The following is an 18,150-nucleotide window of genomic DNA, read 5'->3' on the forward strand; positions in this document are numbered from 1 at the left end:
TGACGCCCCTCACGTTCGATCGTTCCCCCCGTGTGACAAATACGCCGAAGGAGTGAGACAGCGTGGATTCGCCGCCGCTCACCACCACCGCCGCCACGGAAGCCCAACTCATCGACGACAGCGAGGAGTTCCGTACGCTGCGGCGCTCGTTCCGGAGCTTCGCCTTCCCGGTCACCATCGGCTTCGTGCTCTGGTACCTGTTCTACGTCCTGCTCTCCTGCTACGCCCCGGGACTGATGCGCACCAAGGTCCTCGGGCACGTCAACGTGGCCCTGGTCCTCGGGCTGCTGCAGTTCGTGACCACCTTCGCCATCGCCGCCTGGTACGCCCGCTACGCGGACCGGCGGATCGACCCGCCCGCCGCGGCGATCCGCGAGGCGCACGGCGCCGTCGTCCACGCTCCCCGGGAGTCCGCCGAATGAGCCTGCTCGCCAGCTCCGCCACCGAGCACCGCGGCCTGACGATGGCCCTGTTCGGCGTGTTCGTCCTCGCCACCCTCGGCATCACCGTCTGGGCCGGGCGGCAGACCAGGAGTGCCTCCGACTTCTACGCCGGCGGCCGCGGCTTCACCGGCTTCCAGAACGGCCTGGCCATCTCCGGCGACTACATGTCCGCCGCCTCCTTCCTCGGCATCGCCGGGACCATCGCGCTCAGCGGCTACGACGGCTTCCTCTACTCGATCGGCTTCCTGGTCGCCTGGCTGGTCGCCCTGCTGCTGATCGCCGAACCGCTGCGCAACTCCGGCCGCTTCACGATGGCGGACGTGCTCGCGTTCCGGATGCGCCAGCGCCCGGTGCGCACCGCGGCGGGCGTCTCCACCATCGTGGTGTCGATCTTCTACCTGCTCGCCCAGATGGTCGGCGCCGGCACCCTGGTGGCCCTGCTGCTGGGGGCCGAGGGGGGCGCCGCCAAGCGCTGGACCATCGTCGGGGTCGGCGCGCTGATGATCGTCTACGTGGTGATAGGAGGGATGAAGGGCACCACCTGGGTGCAGATCGTCAAGGCGGTGCTGCTGATCGCCGGCGCCGCGCTGATGACCGTCCTGGTGCTGGCCAAGTACCACTTCAACCCCTCCGAACTGCTCGGCGCGGCGGCGAGCGCGAGCGGCAAGGGCGAGGCCTTCCTCCAACCGGGGCAGAAGTACGGCAGCGGCACCGCCAAGCTCGACTTCATCAGCCTCGGCATCGCGCTGGTGCTCGGCACCGCGGGCCTGCCGCACATCCTGGTCCGCTTCTACACCGTGCCCACCGCCAAGGCGGCCCGGAAGTCGGTGCTCTGGGCGATCGGCATCATCGGCGTCTTCTACCTGATGACCCTGGCGCTCGGCTTCGGCGCGGCCGCGCTGGTCGGCTCCAAGGCGATCAAGGCGGCGAACGCGGCGGGCAACACCGCGGCCCCGCAGCTGGCCGAGGCGCTCGGCGGGGGCGCCGGGAGCACCGGCGGCGCGATCCTGCTCGCGGTGATCTCGGCGGTCGCCTTCGCCACCATCCTGGCCGTGGTCGCCGGGCTCACGCTCGCCTCCTCGGCCTCCTTCGCCCACGACCTCTACGCCAACGTGATCCGGCGCGGGAAGGCGAGCGAGAAGGAGGAGGTGCGGTCGGCGAAGTGGGCCGCGGTCGCGATCGGGGCGGTGGCGATCGTGCTCAGCCTCTTCGCGGACAAGCTCAACACCGCCGCCCTGGTCGCGCTGGCCTTCGCCGTCGCCGCCTCGGCGAACCTGCCCACCCTGCTCTACTCGCTGTTCTGGAAGCGCTTCACCACCGTCGGCGCGGTCAGCTCGGTCTACGCCGGACTGCTCACCTCGGTGACGCTGGTGGTCTTCTCCCCGGTGGTCTCCGGCGCGAAGACCTCGCTCTTCCCGCACTCCGACTTCCACTGGTTCCCGCTGGAGAACCCCGGCCTGGTCTCCATCCCGGTCGGCTTCCTGGCCGGCTGGCTCGGCACGCTGCTGTCCAGGGAACGCCCCGACGCGGCGAAGTACGCTGAACTGGAGGTCCGCTCGCTGACCGGGCTGGGCGCCCACTGATCGTCCCGCGATGACTATGCTGGCCCGGCCCGCCGTGACGGTGGCCGGGCCGGCCGCATCTCGGGGAAGGACGAACGTGCTGCTCGACACCTTCGGACGCCAGGCCGTCGACCTGAGGGTCTCCCTCACGGACCGCTGCAACCTGCGCTGCACCTACTGCATGCCCGAGGAGGGCCTGCGGTGGCTGGCCAAGCCCGAGCTGCTGACCGACGAGGAGATCGTCCGGCTGGTCACCGTGGCCGTGCGCGACCTGGGCGTGCGCGAGGTCCGCTTCACCGGCGGCGAGCCGCTGCTGCGTCCCGGACTGATCGCCGTCGTCGCCGCCTGTTCGGAGCTGGAGCCGCGCCCGGAGCTCTCGCTGACCACCAACGGCATCGGACTGGCCCGCACCGCGACGGCGCTGCGCGAGGCCGGCCTGGACCGGGTCAACGTCTCGCTGGACACCCTCGACCCCGAGGTGTTCCACACCCTCACCCGCCGCCACCGCCACCAGGACGTCCTGGACGGGCTGGCCGCCGCCGAGGCCGCCGGGCTGGCACCGGTGAAGCTGAACGCGGTGCTGATGCGCGGGGTCAACGACCACGAGGCGGCCGACCTGCTGGCCTGGTGCCTGGAGCGGGGCTACGAGCTGCGCTTCATCGAGCAGATGCCGCTGGACGCCCAGCACGGCTGGGACCGTACGTCGATGGTCACCGCGACGGAGATCCTGGACCTGCTGCGCACCCGCTTCACGCTCACCCCGGAGCCGTCCGCGAGCCGGGGCGCGGCACCCGCCGAGCGCTGGCTGGTGGACGGCGGCCCGGGCCGGGTGGGCGTGATCGCCTCGGTCACCCGGCCGTTCTGCCGGGCCTGCGACCGCACCCGGCTGACCGCCGACGGCCAGGTGCGCAACTGCCTGTTCGCGACCGGCGAGACCGACCTGCGCACCGCGCTGCGCTCCGGCGCGGACGACGCCGAACTGGCCGCGCTGTGGCGGGCGGCGATGTGGGGCAAGAAGGCCGGGGCCGGGATCGACGACCCGGAGTTCCTCCAGCCCGAGCGGCCGATGTCCGCGATCGGCGGCTGAGCGGGCTGAGCGGGCTGGGCCGGTCGGGCAGGCGCTAGGCCGGCTTCCCGGAGCCCTCGGCGGGCTCGGGGGTCCAGTCGGCGAAGGCGACGACCTCCTTGAGGAAGCCGCGCACCGAGAGGAACTGGGACAGGTGCTCGCGGTGCCCGTCGCAGGCGAGCCAGGTCTTGCGGCGGTCCGGGGTGTGCAGCTTGGGGTTGTTCCACACCAGCACCCAGCCGGCGTCCGTCCGGCAGCCCTTGGCGGAGCAGATCGGCGTCTGCGGGGTGTCCATCGGGCCGTCCTCAACGATTGGCGGGTGGGTCTGCACCGCCAGTCTGTCACGCCCGTCCGGGCCGACCGGATCCGGGCATGGCGACGCCGGGCAGCCACGGGGGGAGCCGCCCGGCGTCGGTCCGTCGCTCCGACGGGGGATGCGGAGCGCGTACGCAGTATGTCACGCCAAGACCCTCGGATGGGGAGGTCTTGCATGATTAATCTGAGCTTCTTTTGAGCTTTCGCTGAGCCGGACGGGGGTGAAGCGGCATGAAACGGACGGTCAGTCCACGTCCTGTGAAGGATCGGTGGGAACGGCCTTTGCCTCTCCTGTACCAGCCTTCGCACCAGCCCCACCCGTCCCACCGGGGCCGAGCATCAGCGGGGTGTCCAGCGGGATGTCGAAGGTGCTCGGCAGCCCCGGGGCCCGCTCCCGGCCCGCGTTGGCGATCAGCACCGCGAAGTACGGCAGCAGGACGGCGCCCGCCAGCGCCGCGAACGCCAGCCAGCGCTGGACGTCCCACAGCACCACCGCGAGCAGCACGCAGACCGTGCGGAGCAGCATCGAGATGACGTAGCGGCGCTGGCGTCCCCGGACGTCCTCGGTGAGGCTGCTGCGCGCCCCCGTGATCCGGAAGACCTGCCCGTCGTCGGCGCTCTTGCCCATGTGTCCTACCGCCCTCGTCGCGCACCCGCGCGCCTGGCCGCGCGGCCTCCTCACGGTACGCCCGGGCGCACCCGGCGACGAGACCGGGTGGGCCGCACCCACCCGGTCGGGTACGCGAAGGGCCTGTCCGGCGGAGCGGACAGGCCCTCGGCGGTGCGGTGCGGCTCGGCGCTAGGAGCGGCGGGAGAGGTACCGCGGGGGAACGGCGTCGGTGAGCCAGACGCCGTTCTCGCTGAGCCGGAACTCGTGGCCGGCCGCCGTCATCGCCGCCGCGTTCACGGTCAGCACCACCGGACGGCCGTGCCGGGCGCCGACCCCGGTGGCCGTCCCGGTGTCCGCCGAGAGGTGGACGTCCTGGCGGGCCATCGGGCGCAGGCCCTCGCGGAAGATCGCCGCCAGGTGCCGGTCGGCGGTGCCGTGGTAGAGCACGGGCGGCGGCACGGTGGCGGTCAGGCCGAGGTCGACCGCCACCGTGTGGCCCTGGTTGGCGCGGATCGAGAGACCGTCCGGCGAGTAGCCGAAGCGGCGCTTGTTGTTGGTCGCCACGACGTGGTCCAGCTCGGCGCGGGTGAGCGGCCGGCCCCGGGCGGCGAGCCCGGCGAGCAGCTCGTCGACCCGGACCCAGCCGGACGCGTCCAGCGCGACCCCCGCCAGCCCGGGCTCGTGCCGCAGGATCCGCGACAGCAATTTGCTCGACCTGACCAGGCGCTTCTCGTCCATCATGTCTCTCGTATCCCCCGTCGGTCAGCGGCTAAGAGGCCTGGCTGACCGAACTCATGTTGAAGTCCGTGACACGCACGGGTGGCATCGCGGTGCGGGTGACGTTGTCGCTCCACTCGCGGGGCAGGCAGCGTTCGGTGCGGCCCACCTCGGTGATCCGGTTCAGCAGGTCCACCGGGGACTCGTTGAACCGGAAGTTGTTGACCTCGCCGACGACCTCGCCGTTCTCCACCAGGTAGACGCCGTCCCGGGTGAGCCCGGTGAGCAGCAGCGTCGCCGGGTCCACCTCGCGGATGTACCAGAGGCAGGTGAGCAGCAGGCCGCGCTCGGTGCGGGCGATCATCTCGTCCAGCGTCGGCGCGGACTCCTGGTCGGCCGTCTCCAGTACGAGGTTGTCGATCGCCGGGCGCAGCGGCAGGCCGGTGAGGGCGGCCGCGTGGCGGGTGGTGACCAGGTCGTTCAGCACGCCCTCGCGGATCCACTCGGTGGCGGCGATCGGCTGGCCGTTGTCGAAGACCGAGTAGTCCCCGCCGGAGGAGTGGGTGAGCACGAACGGCGCGGCCTCCAGGCCGGGTTCGCGCGGGTCGGAGCGCAGGGTCAGCGGCAGGGCGCTGAGCTTGTCGCCGATCCGGGTGCCTCCGCCGGGCTTGGAGAAGACCGTCCGGCCCTCCTGGGCGTCCCGGCCGCCGGAGGACCAGTTGAGGACGATCAGCAGGTCGGCGACGGCCGAGGGCGGCAGCAGCGCCTCGTACCGCCCGGCGGGCAGGTCCACCTTGCGGGCGCCCCAGCCGAGCCGCCTGGTCAGCTCGGTGTGCAGGCCGGCGACGTCGACGTCGGCGAAGTCCCGGGTGGAGGCGCCCACCCAGGCGGAGCTGGAGAGGTCGGCGGTCTTGGCGTTGATCTCGACCATGCCGGTGGGCTGGTCGTGGCGCAGCCGCAGGCCGGTGGAGCTGCCCAGGTAGCTGGAGGTCATCTCGTGCCGGGCGAAGCCGTACAGGAGCTGGCCCTGGGCCGCGGCGCGGGCGAAGGCCTCGCCGAGGGCCGGGCCGAAGGCGTCGAACACCTCGATGGAGGTCAGTGCGGGCGGCTCGGTGAAGTCCGGCGAGGAGGGCCCGCCGGCGATCAGCGGCTGGGCGTCCTCGGCCGGGCCGGCCGCGCGGGCGGCCTCCTCGGCGGCCCGTACCAGGCCCTCCACCTCCGCCGCGGTGACGGCCTCGCGGGAGACCACGCCGGAGGCGGTGCCCTCGGCGCCGGCCACGGTGGCGATCACGGTGAGGCGGCGGCCGCGGGTGACGCCGTTGGTGGTCAGGGCGTTGCCGGCCCAGCGCAGGTTGGCGGTGGACTCCTCGTCGGCGATCACCACGCAGCCGTCGGCGCGGGAGAGGCCGAGCGCCAGCTCGACGAGTTCGTGGGGCTGCTTCGCGGTCATCAGTGACCCGCCTCCTGCTGGGTGTTGAGCACGTTGACGTTGCGGAACAGCGCCGACGGGCAGCCGTGGCTGACCGCCGCGATCTGACCGGGCTGCGCCTTGCCGCAGTTGAAGGCGCCGCCGAGGAAGTAGGTCTGCGGGCCGCCGACCGCCGCCATCGAGCCCCAGAAGTCGGTGGTGGTGGCCTGGTAGGCGAAGTCCTTGACCTGGCCCGCGAGTTCGCCGTCCTTGATGGCGTAGGCGCGCTGCCCGGTGAACTGGAAGTTGTACCTCTGCTGGTCGATCGACCAGGAACGGTCGCCGACGATGTAGAGGCCGTTCTCGACCTGGCCGACCAGGCCCGCGGTGTCCGGGCCGTCGGCGGCCGGCCGGAGCGAGACGTTGGCCATCCGCTGCACCGGGACGTGCGCGGGGGAGTCGGCGAAGGCGCAGCCGTTGGAGCGCTCGAAGCCCTTCAGCGCGGCGATGCGGCGGTCGAGCTGGTAGCCGACCAGGACGCCGTCCCTGACCAGGTCCCAGGACTGGGTGGCCACGCCCTCGTCGTCGTAGCCGATGGTGGACAGGCCGTGCTCGGCGGTGCGGTCGCCGGTGACGTGCATCAGCTCGGAGCCGTACTTGAGCGAGCCGAGCTGGTCGAAGGTGGCGAAGGAGGTGCCGGCGTAGGCGGCCTCGTAGCCGAGCGCGCGGTCCAGTTCGGTGGCGTGGCCGATCGACTCGTGGATGGTCAGCCAGAGGTTGGTCGGGTCGATCACCAGGTCGTAGCGGCCGGCCTCGACGCTCGGGGCCCGCATCTTCTCGGCCAGCAGGACGGGCAGTTCGGCGAGTTCGGCGTCCCAGTCCCAGCCGGTGCCGGTGACGTACTCGTAGCCGCGGCCGACCGGCGGGGCCAGGGTCGTCATCGAGTCGAAGGCGCCGGTGCGCTCGTCGACCGAGGTGGCCTCCAGGTCGGAGTGCACCCGGATCCGCTGCTGGGTGGTCACCGTGCCGGCGGTGTCCGCGTAGAACTTGTTCTCCTGGACGGTCCGCAGGGCCGCCTGGACGTGCGAGACGCCCTCGGCGGCCAGCAGCCGGGAGCTGCGCTCGGCGAGCAGCGCGGTCTTCTCGGCGTCCGGCACCTCGAAGGGGTTGACCTCGTACGCGGAGACCCAGGTGACGTCCCGGTGGACCGGCTCGTCGGCCAGCTCGACCCGCTCGGTGGAGCCGGCCGCCCGGCTGATCCCGCCGGAGAGGCGGGCCACCGCGACGGCCTGCTCGGCGACCCGGGCCGCCGCGTCGGGGGTGAGGTCGACACCGGCGGCGAAGCCCCAGGCGCCGTCCAGCACCACCCGGACGGCGAAACCGAGCTGCACGCTGTCGGAGGTGCCGGCCGGGCGCGCGTCGCGCAGCCGCCAGGAGGCGCTGCGGATCCGCTCCAGGCGGAAGTCGGCGTGGCTCGCGCCCAGTTCGCGGGCGCGGGCGAGGGCGGCGTCGGCGAGGGGCCGCAGCGGCAGGGCGAGGAACGCCGGGTCGACGGCGCGCCCGTGCGGGGCACCGGAGCGATCGGCCGGAGGGATCGGAGGCAATCGGGCTCCCAGGTCGCGGAGGGTGGCGGTGCGGCGCCACAGGGGCGCCCGCACCGCATCATTTCCCGTCCACCGGGTTTCCGGCCAGCGCATTTCGACCGGTGCGCCGCAGTGAGGGACCGTCCGGTCGGGCCTCCGGTGCCCGGCTCCGCGGCCCTCGGGCGCGGGCCGTCAGCCGACGGTCTCCCACCAGCCGTCCAGCTCCGGCGGGTTGTCGACGTCGACCCGCTCGCCGGGGCGCGGCACGGCCAGCGGGACGGCCTGCTCCTTGGCGGCCTTCACCAGTCGTTCGATCGGCTCGGCCCACGGGTGCAGGCCCAGGTTGAAGGTGCACCAGTGGACCGGCACCAGCAGGCCGGCGGTCAGGTCCCGGTGCGCGAGGACGGCGTCCTCGGGGGTCATGTGGATGTCCGCCCAGGCCGCGTCGTAGGCGCCGATCTGGACCAGCGCGGCGTCGAAGGGGCCGTGCTGCGCGCCGATCCGGGCGTAGCCCTCGAAGTAGCCGGAGTCGCCGGTGTAGAAGACCTTGCGCTTCGGGCCGGCGATCACCCAGGAGCCCCACAGGGTGGTGTTGCGGGTCAGCCCGCGGCCGGAGAAGTGGTGCGCCGCGGTCAGGGTGAGCACCAGGTCGCCCAGGGTGCAGGTCTCGTCCCAGTCCAGTTCGATGATCCGGTGCTCGGGGACGCCCCAGCGGCGCAGGTGGGCGCCGATGCCGAGCGGCACCGCGAAGGGCGCGGACTGGCTGCGCACCAGGCGCTTGACCGTCGCCATGTCCAGGTGGTCGTAGTGGTCGTGCGAGATCAGCACCGCGTCGACCTGGGGCAGCTCCTCCAGCCCGACCGGCACCGGGTGCAGCCGCTTGGGGCCGACGTGCGCGGCGGGGGAGCAGCGGTCGCTCCAGACCGGGTCGAGCAGCACCCGGAAGCCCTCGATCTCCACCAGCGCGGAGGCGTGCCCGTACCAGGTGACCTCCACGCCCTCGGCGGCCGGCCCGGGCGGGGTGGCGGGGCGGACGGTCGGCACCGGGTGGGCGGGGACGCGGCCGGCCCGCTCGAACAGCATCCGGCGGGCGGTGGCGCCGTCGAAGCCGGGGGCGCCGGTGGCGCGGGCGAGCGCGGAGGGCGCGTTGTGGAAGACGCCGTCGCGGTACTGCGGGGAGTTGCGCACCCGCTCCTCGCGCTCGCCGTCCGGCCGTCGCCCGAACGCCGCCGGCAGGTCGCGCAGCGACCAGGCGGTCGCGCCCAGGCCGGCCGCCAGGGCGGTGAGGGCCAGCAGTCGTCCGCGTCGGTGGGTGCTCCCGGGCCGTGCCTTGGTCATCCGCTCTGCCTTCGTCGCTCGCCGGGATGGTCGGGGATCGGTACGGCCGGTCCCGGGCCGGCCCTGCACCACGGGGGCAACGGGTGCGCCCGCCCGTGTTGTTCCCGTACAGTCGCCCCGATCCGGGCAGCGCCCGGGCCTGGGCGGTCTCCGTCGCCGGGACGGCACGGACGGGTACGGATTGTCGGATTGCGACAGATCCGCCGGGGCGGCGCTGTGGGAGACCGATGCGCCGCCGTCGCCGACCGCCCGATAGCGTCACACTGCGTACGCATTCCGACGTACGCGCTCACTCACGGAGAGAGGTGGATCGTTGAGCCGCTCGGTTCTCGTCACCGGAGGAAACCGGGGCATCGGCCTCGCGATCGCCCAGGCCTTCGCCGAAGCGGGCGACAAGGTGGCCATCACCAGCCGCTCGGGCGAGGTGCCCGAGGCGCTGGCCAAGTACGACGTCCTCGCGGTGCGCTGCGACATCACGGACGCTGGGCAGGTCGACGCCGCCTTCACCGAGATCGAGCAGAAGCACGGTGCGGTCGAGGTGCTGGTCGCCAACGCGGGCATCACCAAGGACACGCTGATGCTGCGCATGTCCGAGGAGGACTTCACCTCCGTCGTGGACACCAACCTGACCGGCACCTTCCGGGTGGTCAAGCGCGCGTCCAAGCTGATGATGCGCGCCAGGAAGGGCCGCGTCGTGCTGATCTCGTCCGTGGTGGGCCTGTCCGGCTCCCCGGGCCAGGCCAACTACGCCGCCTCCAAGGCCGGCCTGGTCGGCTTCGCCCGGTCGCTGGCGCGCGAGCTCGGCCCGCGCAACATCACCGTCAACGTGGTCGCCCCCGGCTTCGTCGACACCGACATGACCGCCGTGCTCAGTGACGAGCGCCGCGCGGAGATCGTCGCGGGCGTGCCGCTGGGCCGCTACGCGGCGCCCGCAGAGGTCGCCTCCACCGTGCGGTTCCTCGGGTCGGACGAGGCCGCGTACATCACTGGAGCCGTCATTCCCGTCGACGGCGGATTGGGCATGGGTCACTGATCATGAGTGGAATCCTCGAAGGCAAGCGGATCCTGATCACCGGTGTGCTGATGGAGTCCTCCATCGCCTTCCACACCGCCAAGCTCGCGCAGGAGCAGGGCGCGGAGATCATCCTCACCGCCTTCCCGCGCCCGAGCCTGACCGAGCGGATCGCCCGGAAGCTGCCGAAGCCGGTCAAGGTGCTGGAGCTGGACGTCTCCAACCCGGAGCAGCTGGCCGGCATCGCCGACCAGGTCCGCGAGCACCTGCCGACCCTGGACGGCATCGTCCACTCGATCGGCTTCGCCCCGCAGGACGCGCTGGGCGGCAACTTCCTGGACACCCCGTGGGAGTCCGTGGCCACCGCGATGCACGTCTCGGCGTACTCGCTGAAGTCGCTGACCACGGCGCTGCTGCCGCTGATGCAGGACGGCGGTTCGGTGGTCGGCCTGACCTTCGACGCGCAGTACGCCTGGCCGCAGTACGACTGGATGGGCCCGGCCAAGGCCGCCCTGGAGTCGACCAACCGCTACCTGGCGCGCTACCTGGGCGACCGGGACATCCGCTGCAACCTGATCTCGGCCGGTCCGATCGGCTCGATGGCCGCCAAGTCCATCCCGGGCTTCGGCGACCTGGCCGACACCTGGAACCACCGCTCCCCGCTGAAGTGGGACCTGAGCGACCCGGAGCCGGCCGGCCGCGGCATCGTCGCGCTGCTGTCGGACTGGTTCCCGAAGACCACCGGCGAGATCATCCACGTCGACGGCGGGCTGCACGCCATCGGCGCCTGACGCTCCGCCCGTACGCCGCTGCCCGGCCCTCCCTCGCGGGGGTGCCGGGCAGCGGCGTTCCGGGTGGACGCCGGCGCGGTCAGACGTCCGCGGTGCCGCAGGCGCCGATGGCGCGGCCGGCCTCGACGGAGGCGCGCTGGGCGTCGCCGTCCCGGATGGCCTCCAGGATGGTGTGGTGGCCGATGTAGCGCTCGGCGATCAGCTCGGGGCCGACGTCGTGCCGCAGGTGCTCGCGGGTGACCTCGCCGAGGTCGGCGTAGACGGCGAGCAGGACGTCGTTGTGGGCGGCGGCCACCACGGCCTGGTGGAAGGCGGCGTCGGCCTGGACGAAGTCCTCGGCGTCGCCGGAGTGCCAGGCGGCCTCCCGGCGGGCCAGGGCGCCGTCCAGGAGCTCCAGGTCGCGCGGGGTGCGGCGGTGGGCGGCGAGGCCGGCGGCCGAGGTCTCCAGGGCCGCCCGCAGCTCGGCGACCTGGTCCTGGCCGGCGTCGGCGAAGCGGCGGTGCATCACGCCGGCCAGCTCGCTGGTGGCCAGCACGTACGTGCCGGAGCCCTGGCGGATGTCGAGCAGCCCGTTGTGGGCGAGGGCGCGGACGGCCTCGCGGACGGTGTTGCGGGCGACGCCGAGCTGTTCGACCAGGGCGGCCTCGGTGGGGATGCGCGAGCCGACCGGCCACTCCCCGGAAGTGATCTGGGCACGCAGCTGTGCGATCACCTGGTCGGACAGCGGGGTGCGCCTCGGCGAGGACAGCGCCACGGGGGACTCCTTGCGGCTACGGCTCGGGTGGGGCCTGGGTGGGAGGTGGCCGGTGGATGAACGGTCGGCACATCATGCCAATTCCAAGGTGCATCAATTCATCCCATCATTCTATGATGCTCTCTATGCCCGCAGCAGACACCACCGCTTCCTCCCGGACCGAGAGCCGGCCGCCGACCGAAGAGCGGCCCGCCGCCTCCGGCTCCGCCAAGTACCTCGGCGTGCTGTTCGCCGTCGCGATCGCCGCCGCCGCCTTCAACCTGCGCCCCGTGGTCACCAGCCTCGGGCCGCTGCTCAAGCAGGTCCGCGACGACCTCGGGATGAACCCGACGCTCGCCGGGCTGCTCACCGCCGTCCCGTCGCTCTGCTTCGGGCTGTTCGGCTTCGCCGCGCCCGCGGCGGCCCGTCGGATCGGTCCGATCGCGGTCGTCACGGCGGGCATGGGCGCCATCACGGCGGGCGTGCTGGCCCGCTCGTTCGCCGGCGGCACCGCCGTGTTCCTGCTGCTCACCGCCCTCGCCCTGGCCGGGGTGGCGGTCTCCAACGTGCTGCTGCCGGTGGTGATCAAGCGGTACTTCCCGGACCGGGTCGGGCCGATGATCGGCCTCTACTCGATGGCGCTGTCCGCCGGCACCGCGCTGGCCGCCGCCGTCACCGTGCCGCTGACCAAGTCGCTCGGCGGCGACTGGCGCTACGGCCTGGGCGTCTGGGCCGTCCTGGGGGCGCTCGCCCTGGTGCTCTGGCTGTTCGTGCTGATCGCCAAGCGGGAGCGCGGCGAGCGGGCCGGCGGCGCCACCGCCCCCGTCCGGCTGCCGATCACCCGCAGCCGGACCGCCTGGGCGCTGGCCGGGTACTTCGGCCTCCAGGCCACCGGCGCGTACGTGGTCATGGGCTGGATGTCGCAGATCTTCCAGGACGCCGGCATCGGCGAGGGCACCACCGGCGTGCTGCTCGCGGTCACCATGGTGATCGGCGTGCCGGTCTCCTTCGTGCTGCCCAACCTGGCCGCCCGCCGCGGCGACCAGCGGCTGTTCGTGGTGCTGCTGGCCTGCTGCGGCATCGCCGGGTACGCCGGCCTGGCGATCGCCCCGGCCGGGGGCGCCTGGCTCTGGGCGGTCCTGCTGGGCCTGTCCAACTGCGCCTTCCCGCTGGTGCTGACCATGATCGGACTGCGGGCCCGGTCCGCGGGCGGGGTCGCGCAGCTCTCCGCCTTCGCCCAGGGCATCGGCTACCTGGTGTCCATCCCGGGCCCGATCCTGGTCGGCTGGCTCTACGGGGCCACCGGCGAGTGGTACTGGCCGCTGGGCTTCCTGTCGCTGCTGCTGGTGCCGCAGATGCTGTTCGGCCTGCGCGCGGCGCGGGCCCGGCATATCGAGGACGAGGCGGTGCACCCGGTGGAGCGGGCCGCGGCGTGACGCCCCCGCCGGGGGTGTGAGGACGCGCGGGGAGGGCCGGGCCCCGACGGGCGGGTCAAGACCCGGCCAAGGGGGCGGGGTCGGCGGACGGCGGGCGTGTTCGGAGTGGGAGACTTCCGGACATGCCCGTTCTCGATCCCAACCCCACCGACGGCCGCAAGCAGCTCGGCCGCATCGCCCTCGCCTTCGCCGCCATCGCGGTGCTGGTGTCGATCATCGCCACCGTCGCCGCCACGATGGGCTGACGGACGGCCGTACGCCGGCTGACGCCCCGGTGAACGGGGCATGGTGACACGGGTCGTCCCTCGGAGTGGCGGCATCCCGGGGCATCGCGCCGCCGGGCCGCTTTTCTGCCAAGCTTGCTGGGTATGAGCGCCGACACGCCCCGCAGGATCATCGTTCTCCGCCATGCCAAGGCCGACTGGCCGAACGGCGTGGACGACCACGACCGGCCGCTGGCCGACCGGGGCCGTCACCAGGCCCCGGACGCCGGCCGCTGGCTGGTCGACTCCGGCATCAGCCCCGACTACGTGCTCTGCTCGACCGCGCTGCGCGCCCGCGAGACGTGGAAGCTGGCGGTGCACGAGCTGCCGCAGCGGCCGCTCCGGACGGTGTACGAGGAGCGGGTCTACGAAGCCAGCCCCGGGGAGATCATCGCCGTCCTCCAGGAGACCCCGGAGGAGTACGCGGACGTGGTGCTGGTCGGCCACAACCCGGGCGTGCTGGGGCTGACCCAGGTGCTGGCCGGGGACGCGGGCGATCCGGACGCGCTGGAGCGGCTGCGCCTCGGGGGCTTCCCGACGGCGGCGGTCGCGGTGCTCAGCTTCAGCGGCTCCTGGAAGGGCGTCGAGCCGGGCGTGGCCCAGCTGGTCTCGTACCACACGCCGCAGGACTGACCGCGGGACCACACGAGGGGCGCGCGGATCGAATCCGCGCGCCCCTCTGGTACGTCCACAGGCCTTCTCCGGGCGGCCGCCTCACTCCATCGGCCGCCGGGCGGGCCCTACTCGGTCGGGGTGCCGTGCAGCGCGTCGGCGGCCTCGACCTCCTCGCGGGTGATGCCCAGCAGGTACAGCACGGTGTCCAGGAACGGCACGTTCACCGCGGTGTCGGCGGCCTCCCGCACCACCGGCTTGGCGTTGAACGCCACCCCGAGGCCGGCCGCGTTCAGCATGTCCAGGTCGTTGGCGCCGTCGCCGATCGCCACCGTCTGCTCCAGCGGCACCTTCGCCTGCTCGGCGAAGCGGGCCAGCCAGCGGGCCTTGCCCGCCCGGTCCACGATCTCGCCGACCACCCGGCCGGTGAACCGGCCGTCCACCACCTCCAGGGTGTTCGCGGCCGCGAAGTCCAGCCCCAGCTGCTCCACCAGGTGGTCGGTGACCTGGGTGAAGCCGCCGGACACCACCGCGACCTGGTAGCCGAGGCGCTGGAGCGTACGGATCAGGGTGCGCGCGCCCGGCGTGAAGCGGACCTCGGCGCGGACCTTCTCGGTCACCGAGGCGTCCAGCCCGGCCAGCAGCGCCACCCGGGCCCGCAGCGACTCGGCGAAGTCCAGCTCCCCGCGCATCGCCGCCGCCGTCACCGCGGCGACCTCCTCCTCGCAGCCCGCGTGGGCGGCGAACAGCTCGATCACCTCGTCCTGGATGAGCGTGGAGTCCACGTCCATGACCACCAGGCGCTTGGCCCGGCGCTCCAGACCGGCGGCGACCACCGCGACGTCCACCCGCTGGGTGGCCGCCTCCTGGGCCAGCGCGGCCCGCAGCTCGTCGGTGGCCACACCGGAGACGGCCAGCTCGACCGCCGTCACCGGGTACTTGGCGAGCCGGAAGACACGGTCGATGTTGCCGTCCGAGGCGGTGATCCGGGAGGTGAGCGCGGAGACGGCGGCGGCGGTCAGCGGGTTGCCGAGCACCGTGACGTGCGAACGGCCCTCACGGCGCGGCCGGTTGTCACCGATGCCGGAGAGGATCTCGGCCTGGAGCTTCTGCTCGTCGGCCCAGCGGTGGACGGTGGCCCGCAGCCCGCCCTCGGCGCCGGGTGCGGTGGGCGGGGTGACCAGGGCGCACAGCGTGATGCGCCCACGGGTGACGACCTGCTCGATGTCGATGACGTCGACGCCGAAACCGGCCAGCGTCGTGAAGAGGCCGGCGGTGATGCCGGGACGGTCCTTGCCGAACACCTTGACGAGCAGGGTGCGCTCGTCCGCGGTCCGGTGCTGGGCGGCGGGGAGGGGCTCAGCGGCCAGGGGCGATGCGTTCATGGTGCCTCCCACGCTACCGGGCGCCCGAGGGCCCGGGAGCACCCGTCCCACCTCGCGGGACGCCGCAGGTCCGGGCTCGGTAGCAGCCTGGTCACAGTCGCCCGGGCCGACTTTCACCGGCGGTCGGCGGGCTGGAATGATTCCCCCGGCAGTCACAGGAACATCGCGGCCCCGGCCGGGGCCACAATTCGGGGGAACCGAGAGAGCGGGGCAGGCGAGCAGTGCCGCAACTCGTCATCGAGATCAACGGACAGCAGCGGACTCTGGAGCCCGGGCGGTCCTACACCATCGGGCGAAACCCGCAGTCGGACTTCACGTTCGACGACGCGAGGGTCTCCTGGCAGCACGGGACCATCGGCTTCAACGGCAGCGGTTGGCAGCTGGACGACCACGGCAGCACCAACGGAACGTACGTGGCCGGCGCCCGCACCCTCCAGGCCCAGCTGTTCCCCGGTGCGGTGGTGAACCTGGGCAACCCGGAGAACGGCCCCCGGCTCGGCTTCTCCGCGCCCGCGCAGGCCGCCGCCCCGCACGCCGCGGCCCCGCAGGCCACCCCGATGCACGAGGCCGCCACCAGCCGCGGCCCGGTGCCCACGCCCCAGCAGCCCGCCCCGCAGCAGGGCTGGCCGCAGCACGACCCGTACCAACAGCAGCAGCAGGCCTGGCCCGGCCAGCAGCAGGCCCAGCCGCCGTTCCCGCAGCAGCAGTACGCGCCGCCGCAGGACCGGCCGGCCCCGCAGCAGCAGCCCCAGCCCCAGCACGGCGGCTTCCCGCAGCAGGGCTTCCCGCCCCCGCCGCACGACGGCGGGCCGCAGCCGACCATCATCCGCAACCTGACCTCGGCGATGCGCACCGTCCGGATCGGCCGCGCGCTCGACAACGACATCGTGGTGTCCGACCTCCAGGTCTCCCGCCACCACGCCGAGCTGCGCCAGCTCCCGGACGGCCGCTACGAGATCGTCGACCTCGGCAGCCACAACGGCATCTTCCTCAACGGCCAGCGGGTGCAGCGTCAGCTGATGGGCCCGCAGGACCGGCTGACGGTCGGCCACTCCGGCTTCGTCCTGGTCGGCGACCAGCTGCAGGAGTTCGTCGACACCGGCGCCGTCTCCTTCTCCGCCCGCCACCTGACCGTCGAGGTCGACCACAAGGGCGGCAAGAAGGTCCTGCTCGACGACGTCAGCTTCGGCGTCCCGGAGAAGTCCCTGGTGGCCGTCATCGGCCCGTCCGGCTCCGGCAAGTCGACCCTGCTGCGCGCCCTCACCGGCTACCGCCCGGCCGACCGCGGCGAGGTGCTGTACGACGGCCGCAACCTCTACAAGCAGTTCGCCGAACTCCGCTCGCGCATCGGCCTGGTGCCGCAGTCCGAGATCCTGCACCGCGAGCTCACCGTCCGGAAGGGCCTCAAGTACGCGGCCCGGCTGCGCTTCCCCGGGGACACCGAGGCGAAGGAGCGCGAGGCCCGGATCGACGAGGTGCTGTACGAGCTGCGTCTCGACAAGCGCGCCGACAACAAGATCACCGCGCTCTCCGGCGGCCAGCAGAAGCGCGTCTCGGTCGCCCTGGAACTGCTCACCAAGCCCTCGCTGATCTTCCTGGACGAGCCCACCTCGGGCCTCGACCCGGGCATGGACCGCGAGGTCATGCAGATGCTGCGCGGCCTGGCCGACGACGGCCGCACGATCCTGGTCGTCACCCACTCGGTGGCCGAACTCGCGCTCTGCGACCGGCTGCTGGTGATGGCGCCGGGCGGCTCGGTGGCCTACTTCGGCCCGCCGGACGAGGCGCTGCACTTCTTCGGGTACGAGACCTGGGCGGACGTCTTCCAGGCCTTCGAGAACTACCCGGACCACGACTGGGCCGGCCGCTACCGCGGTTCGGTGCACTACCAGCAGTACTCCGCCCCGACCGTCGAGGCGGGCGAGGTGCAGCACGTCCAGGTCGCCCAGGAGGCCGTCAAGCCGCCCAAGCCGCAGAGCTGGGGCTCGCAGCTGTGGACCCTGATGCGCCGCTACATGTCGGTGCTCGCCTCGGACCGCGGCTTCCTGGCCCTGTCGGTGCTGCTGCCCGCGGTGATCGGCGCGGTCAGCGTGCTGATCCCCAACGAACCGGGGCTCGCGCCCAACCCGAACACCCAGCTCCACCTCAACAACGGGGCCGCGACGATCCTGCTGATCCTGGCGATCGGCGCCTGCTTCTCCGGAGCGGCCAACTCGGTCCGCGAGCTGATCAAGGAACGGGCGATCTACGAACGGGAACGGGCCACCGGGCTCTCCCGCTCGGCGTACATGATGTCCAAGATCATCGTGCTGGGCTTCTTCAGCGTGATCCAGGGCGCGATCATCTCCGCCGTCGGCTTCCTGCCGCGCAAGCTCCCCGAGCACGGCCTGCTCGTCAAGAACCTGCCGATCGTCGAGATGACCGTCGGCATGATCCTGCTCAGCTTCGCCGCGATGATGTTCGGCCTGATGATCTCCGCGCTGGTGAAGACCGCCGAGAAGACCATGCCGCTGCTGGTCATGTTCGCCATCGTCCAGGTCGTCTTCACCGGCTGCCTCTTCCAGATCTTCAGCAAGCCCGGCCTGGAGCAGGTCGCCTGGCTGATGCCGGCCCGCTGGGGCACCGGCATCGTGTCCACCACGCTGGACCTGTCCACGCTCATGGGCCCCTGGAACAAGGACTTCCAGAACCCCAACTACGACCCGCTCTGGAAGCACAGCGTCGCCCAGTGGGCGATCGACGCGGGCGTGCTGGTGGCCATCTCGGTCGTCATCGGCGTCCTCGTCACCCGGCTCCAGCGCCGGCACGAGCCCGAGGTCATGCAGAAGGGCTGACCCCTTCCCCGACGTCGCGGGGACGGCAGTCCGAGGGGCGGT

17 protein-coding genes are annotated in these 18,150 nt (G+C 72.7%); 9 read left to right on the plus strand and 8 right to left on the minus strand.

The window, feature by feature from the left end; all coding sequences use genetic code 11:
- Positions 1-62 precede the first annotated feature (62 nt).
- The 3 genes from ACFRQN_RS00945 to moaA all read left to right on the plus strand — a co-directional run bounded on the left by ACFRQN_RS00945 (position 63) and on the right by moaA (position 3,092).
- Positions 63-422 carry a DUF485 domain-containing protein gene (locus ACFRQN_RS00945; RefSeq protein WP_049653515.1) on the plus strand — a complete coding sequence of 120 codons (360 nt, stop codon included), beginning with the start codon at positions 63-65 and terminating at the stop codon, positions 420-422.
- A complete protein-coding gene (locus ACFRQN_RS00950; RefSeq protein ID WP_380737368.1) occupies positions 419-2,026 on the plus strand; it encodes a cation acetate symporter in 1,608 nt (535 codons plus the stop codon). The genes ACFRQN_RS00945 and ACFRQN_RS00950 overlap by 4 nt, the downstream gene beginning before the upstream one ends.
- A 76-nt stretch (positions 2,027-2,102) precedes the next feature.
- Complete coding sequence (gene moaA, locus ACFRQN_RS00955; RefSeq protein WP_380737380.1) at positions 2,103-3,092, plus strand: GTP 3',8-cyclase MoaA; 990 nt, start codon at positions 2,103-2,105, stop codon at positions 3,090-3,092.
- Between the two features lie 34 nt (positions 3,093-3,126).
- On the opposite strand, the gene ACFRQN_RS00960 is transcribed toward moaA, so the two are convergent.
- From ACFRQN_RS00960 to ACFRQN_RS00985, 6 genes are all read right to left on the minus strand, one after another.
- A complete protein-coding gene (locus ACFRQN_RS00960) occupies positions 3,127-3,366 on the minus strand; it encodes a hypothetical protein (protein WP_049653520.1) in 240 nt (79 codons plus the stop codon).
- A gap of 264 nt (positions 3,367-3,630) precedes the next feature.
- Positions 3,631-4,014, minus strand: a complete 384-nt coding sequence (locus ACFRQN_RS00965) for a DUF3099 domain-containing protein (protein WP_049653522.1) — start codon at positions 4,012-4,014, stop codon at positions 3,631-3,633.
- 171 nt (positions 4,015-4,185) lie between these two features.
- The gene (locus ACFRQN_RS00970) at positions 4,186-4,734 is read right to left on the minus strand and encodes an RNA 2'-phosphotransferase (RefSeq protein ID WP_380737382.1); all 549 of its coding nucleotides are present in this window, start codon (positions 4,732-4,734) and stop codon (positions 4,186-4,188) included.
- Positions 4,735-4,765: 31 nt separating this feature from the next.
- Positions 4,766-6,163 carry a metallopeptidase TldD-related protein gene (locus tag ACFRQN_RS00975; protein ID WP_380737370.1) on the minus strand — a complete coding sequence of 466 codons (1,398 nt, stop codon included), beginning with the start codon at positions 6,161-6,163 and terminating at the stop codon, positions 4,766-4,768.
- Positions 6,163-7,716, minus strand: coding sequence for a TldD/PmbA family protein (locus ACFRQN_RS00980; RefSeq protein WP_380737384.1), 1,554 nt, complete (start codon positions 7,714-7,716; stop codon positions 6,163-6,165). The genes ACFRQN_RS00975 and ACFRQN_RS00980 overlap by 1 nt, the downstream gene beginning before the upstream one ends.
- Before the next feature lie 180 nt (positions 7,717-7,896).
- Positions 7,897-9,042, minus strand: coding sequence for an MBL fold metallo-hydrolase (locus ACFRQN_RS00985; protein WP_380737372.1), 1,146 nt, complete (start codon positions 9,040-9,042; stop codon positions 7,897-7,899).
- A gap of 313 nt (positions 9,043-9,355) precedes the next feature.
- Here ACFRQN_RS00985 and fabG point away from each other — a divergent pair, with 313 nt between their 5' ends.
- Both fabG and fabI read left to right on the plus strand, forming a co-directional pair.
- Entirely contained in the window at positions 9,356-10,075 is a 720-nt protein-coding gene (fabG, locus tag ACFRQN_RS00990; protein WP_049652094.1) for a 3-oxoacyl-[acyl-carrier-protein] reductase, read from the plus strand.
- A gap of 2 nt (positions 10,076-10,077) precedes the next feature.
- Positions 10,078-10,845, plus strand: coding sequence for an enoyl-ACP reductase FabI (gene fabI / locus ACFRQN_RS00995; protein WP_049652095.1), 768 nt, complete (start codon positions 10,078-10,080; stop codon positions 10,843-10,845).
- A 79-nt stretch (positions 10,846-10,924) separates the two neighbouring features.
- Here fabI and ACFRQN_RS01000 read toward each other — a convergent pair whose 3' ends face one another.
- The gene (locus ACFRQN_RS01000) at positions 10,925-11,599 is read right to left on the minus strand and encodes a FadR/GntR family transcriptional regulator (RefSeq protein WP_074001597.1); all 675 of its coding nucleotides are present in this window, start codon (positions 11,597-11,599) and stop codon (positions 10,925-10,927) included.
- A 116-nt stretch (positions 11,600-11,715) separates the two neighbouring features.
- Between ACFRQN_RS01000 and ACFRQN_RS01005 the strand changes: the two genes are divergently transcribed.
- From ACFRQN_RS01005 to ACFRQN_RS01015, 3 genes are all read left to right on the plus strand, one after another.
- Complete coding sequence (locus ACFRQN_RS01005) at positions 11,716-13,014, plus strand: CynX/NimT family MFS transporter (protein ID WP_380737386.1); 1,299 nt, start codon at positions 11,716-11,718, stop codon at positions 13,012-13,014.
- Positions 13,015-13,136: 122 nt separating this feature from the next.
- Entirely contained in the window at positions 13,137-13,259 is a 123-nt protein-coding gene (locus tag ACFRQN_RS01010) for an SGM_5486 family transporter-associated protein (protein ID WP_255357429.1), read from the plus strand.
- Between the two features lie 123 nt (positions 13,260-13,382).
- Positions 13,383-13,910: a histidine phosphatase family protein gene (locus tag ACFRQN_RS01015; protein ID WP_049652098.1), complete on the plus strand. Its 528-nt coding sequence runs from the start codon at positions 13,383-13,385 to the stop codon at positions 13,908-13,910.
- Between the two features lie 107 nt (positions 13,911-14,017).
- Here the strand turns inward: ACFRQN_RS01015 and serB are convergent, their stop codons facing one another.
- On the minus strand, positions 14,018-15,274 hold the full coding sequence (serB, locus tag ACFRQN_RS01020; RefSeq protein ID WP_049652099.1) for a phosphoserine phosphatase SerB: 1,257 nt from the start codon (positions 15,272-15,274) through the stop codon (positions 14,018-14,020).
- A 221-nt stretch (positions 15,275-15,495) separates the two neighbouring features.
- On the opposite strand from serB, the gene ACFRQN_RS01025 reads away from it, so the two are divergent.
- Positions 15,496-18,108 carry an FHA domain-containing protein gene (locus ACFRQN_RS01025; RefSeq protein ID WP_380737374.1) on the plus strand — a complete coding sequence of 871 codons (2,613 nt, stop codon included), beginning with the start codon at positions 15,496-15,498 and terminating at the stop codon, positions 18,106-18,108.
- The last annotated feature ends 42 nt before the right edge of the window (positions 18,109-18,150 follow it).

The organism is Kitasatospora sp. NPDC056800 (genome assembly GCF_042789775.1).
Lineage (GTDB): Bacteria > Actinomycetota > Actinomycetes > Streptomycetales > Streptomycetaceae > Kitasatospora.

Coding starts and splice junctions, on each gene's coding strand:
- ACFRQN_RS00970 (WP_380737382.1), bottom strand. CDS start 4,734: ATGGACGAGAAGCGCCTGGTCAGGTCGAGCAAATTGCTGTCGCGGATC.
- ACFRQN_RS00975 (WP_380737370.1), bottom strand. CDS start 6,163: ATGACCGCGAAGCAGCCCCACGAACTCGTCGAGCTGGCGCTCGGCCTC.
- ACFRQN_RS00985 (WP_380737372.1), bottom strand. CDS start 9,042: ATGACCAAGGCACGGCCCGGGAGCACCCACCGACGCGGACGACTGCTG.
- ACFRQN_RS00960 (WP_049653520.1), bottom strand. CDS start 3,366: ATGGACACCCCGCAGACGCCGATCTGCTCCGCCAAGGGCTGCCGGACG.
- ACFRQN_RS01010 (WP_255357429.1), top strand. CDS start 13,137: ATGCCCGTTCTCGATCCCAACCCCACCGACGGCCGCAAGCAGCTCGGC.
- serB (WP_049652099.1), bottom strand. CDS start 15,274: ATGAACGCATCGCCCCTGGCCGCTGAGCCCCTCCCCGCCGCCCAGCAC.
- ACFRQN_RS00965 (WP_049653522.1), bottom strand. CDS start 4,014: ATGGGCAAGAGCGCCGACGACGGGCAGGTCTTCCGGATCACGGGGGCG.
- fabI (WP_049652095.1), top strand. CDS start 10,078: ATGAGTGGAATCCTCGAAGGCAAGCGGATCCTGATCACCGGTGTGCTG.
- ACFRQN_RS01005 (WP_380737386.1), top strand. CDS start 11,716: ATGCTCTCTATGCCCGCAGCAGACACCACCGCTTCCTCCCGGACCGAG.
- ACFRQN_RS01015 (WP_049652098.1), top strand. CDS start 13,383: ATGAGCGCCGACACGCCCCGCAGGATCATCGTTCTCCGCCATGCCAAG.
- ACFRQN_RS00950 (WP_380737368.1), top strand. CDS start 419: ATGAGCCTGCTCGCCAGCTCCGCCACCGAGCACCGCGGCCTGACGATG.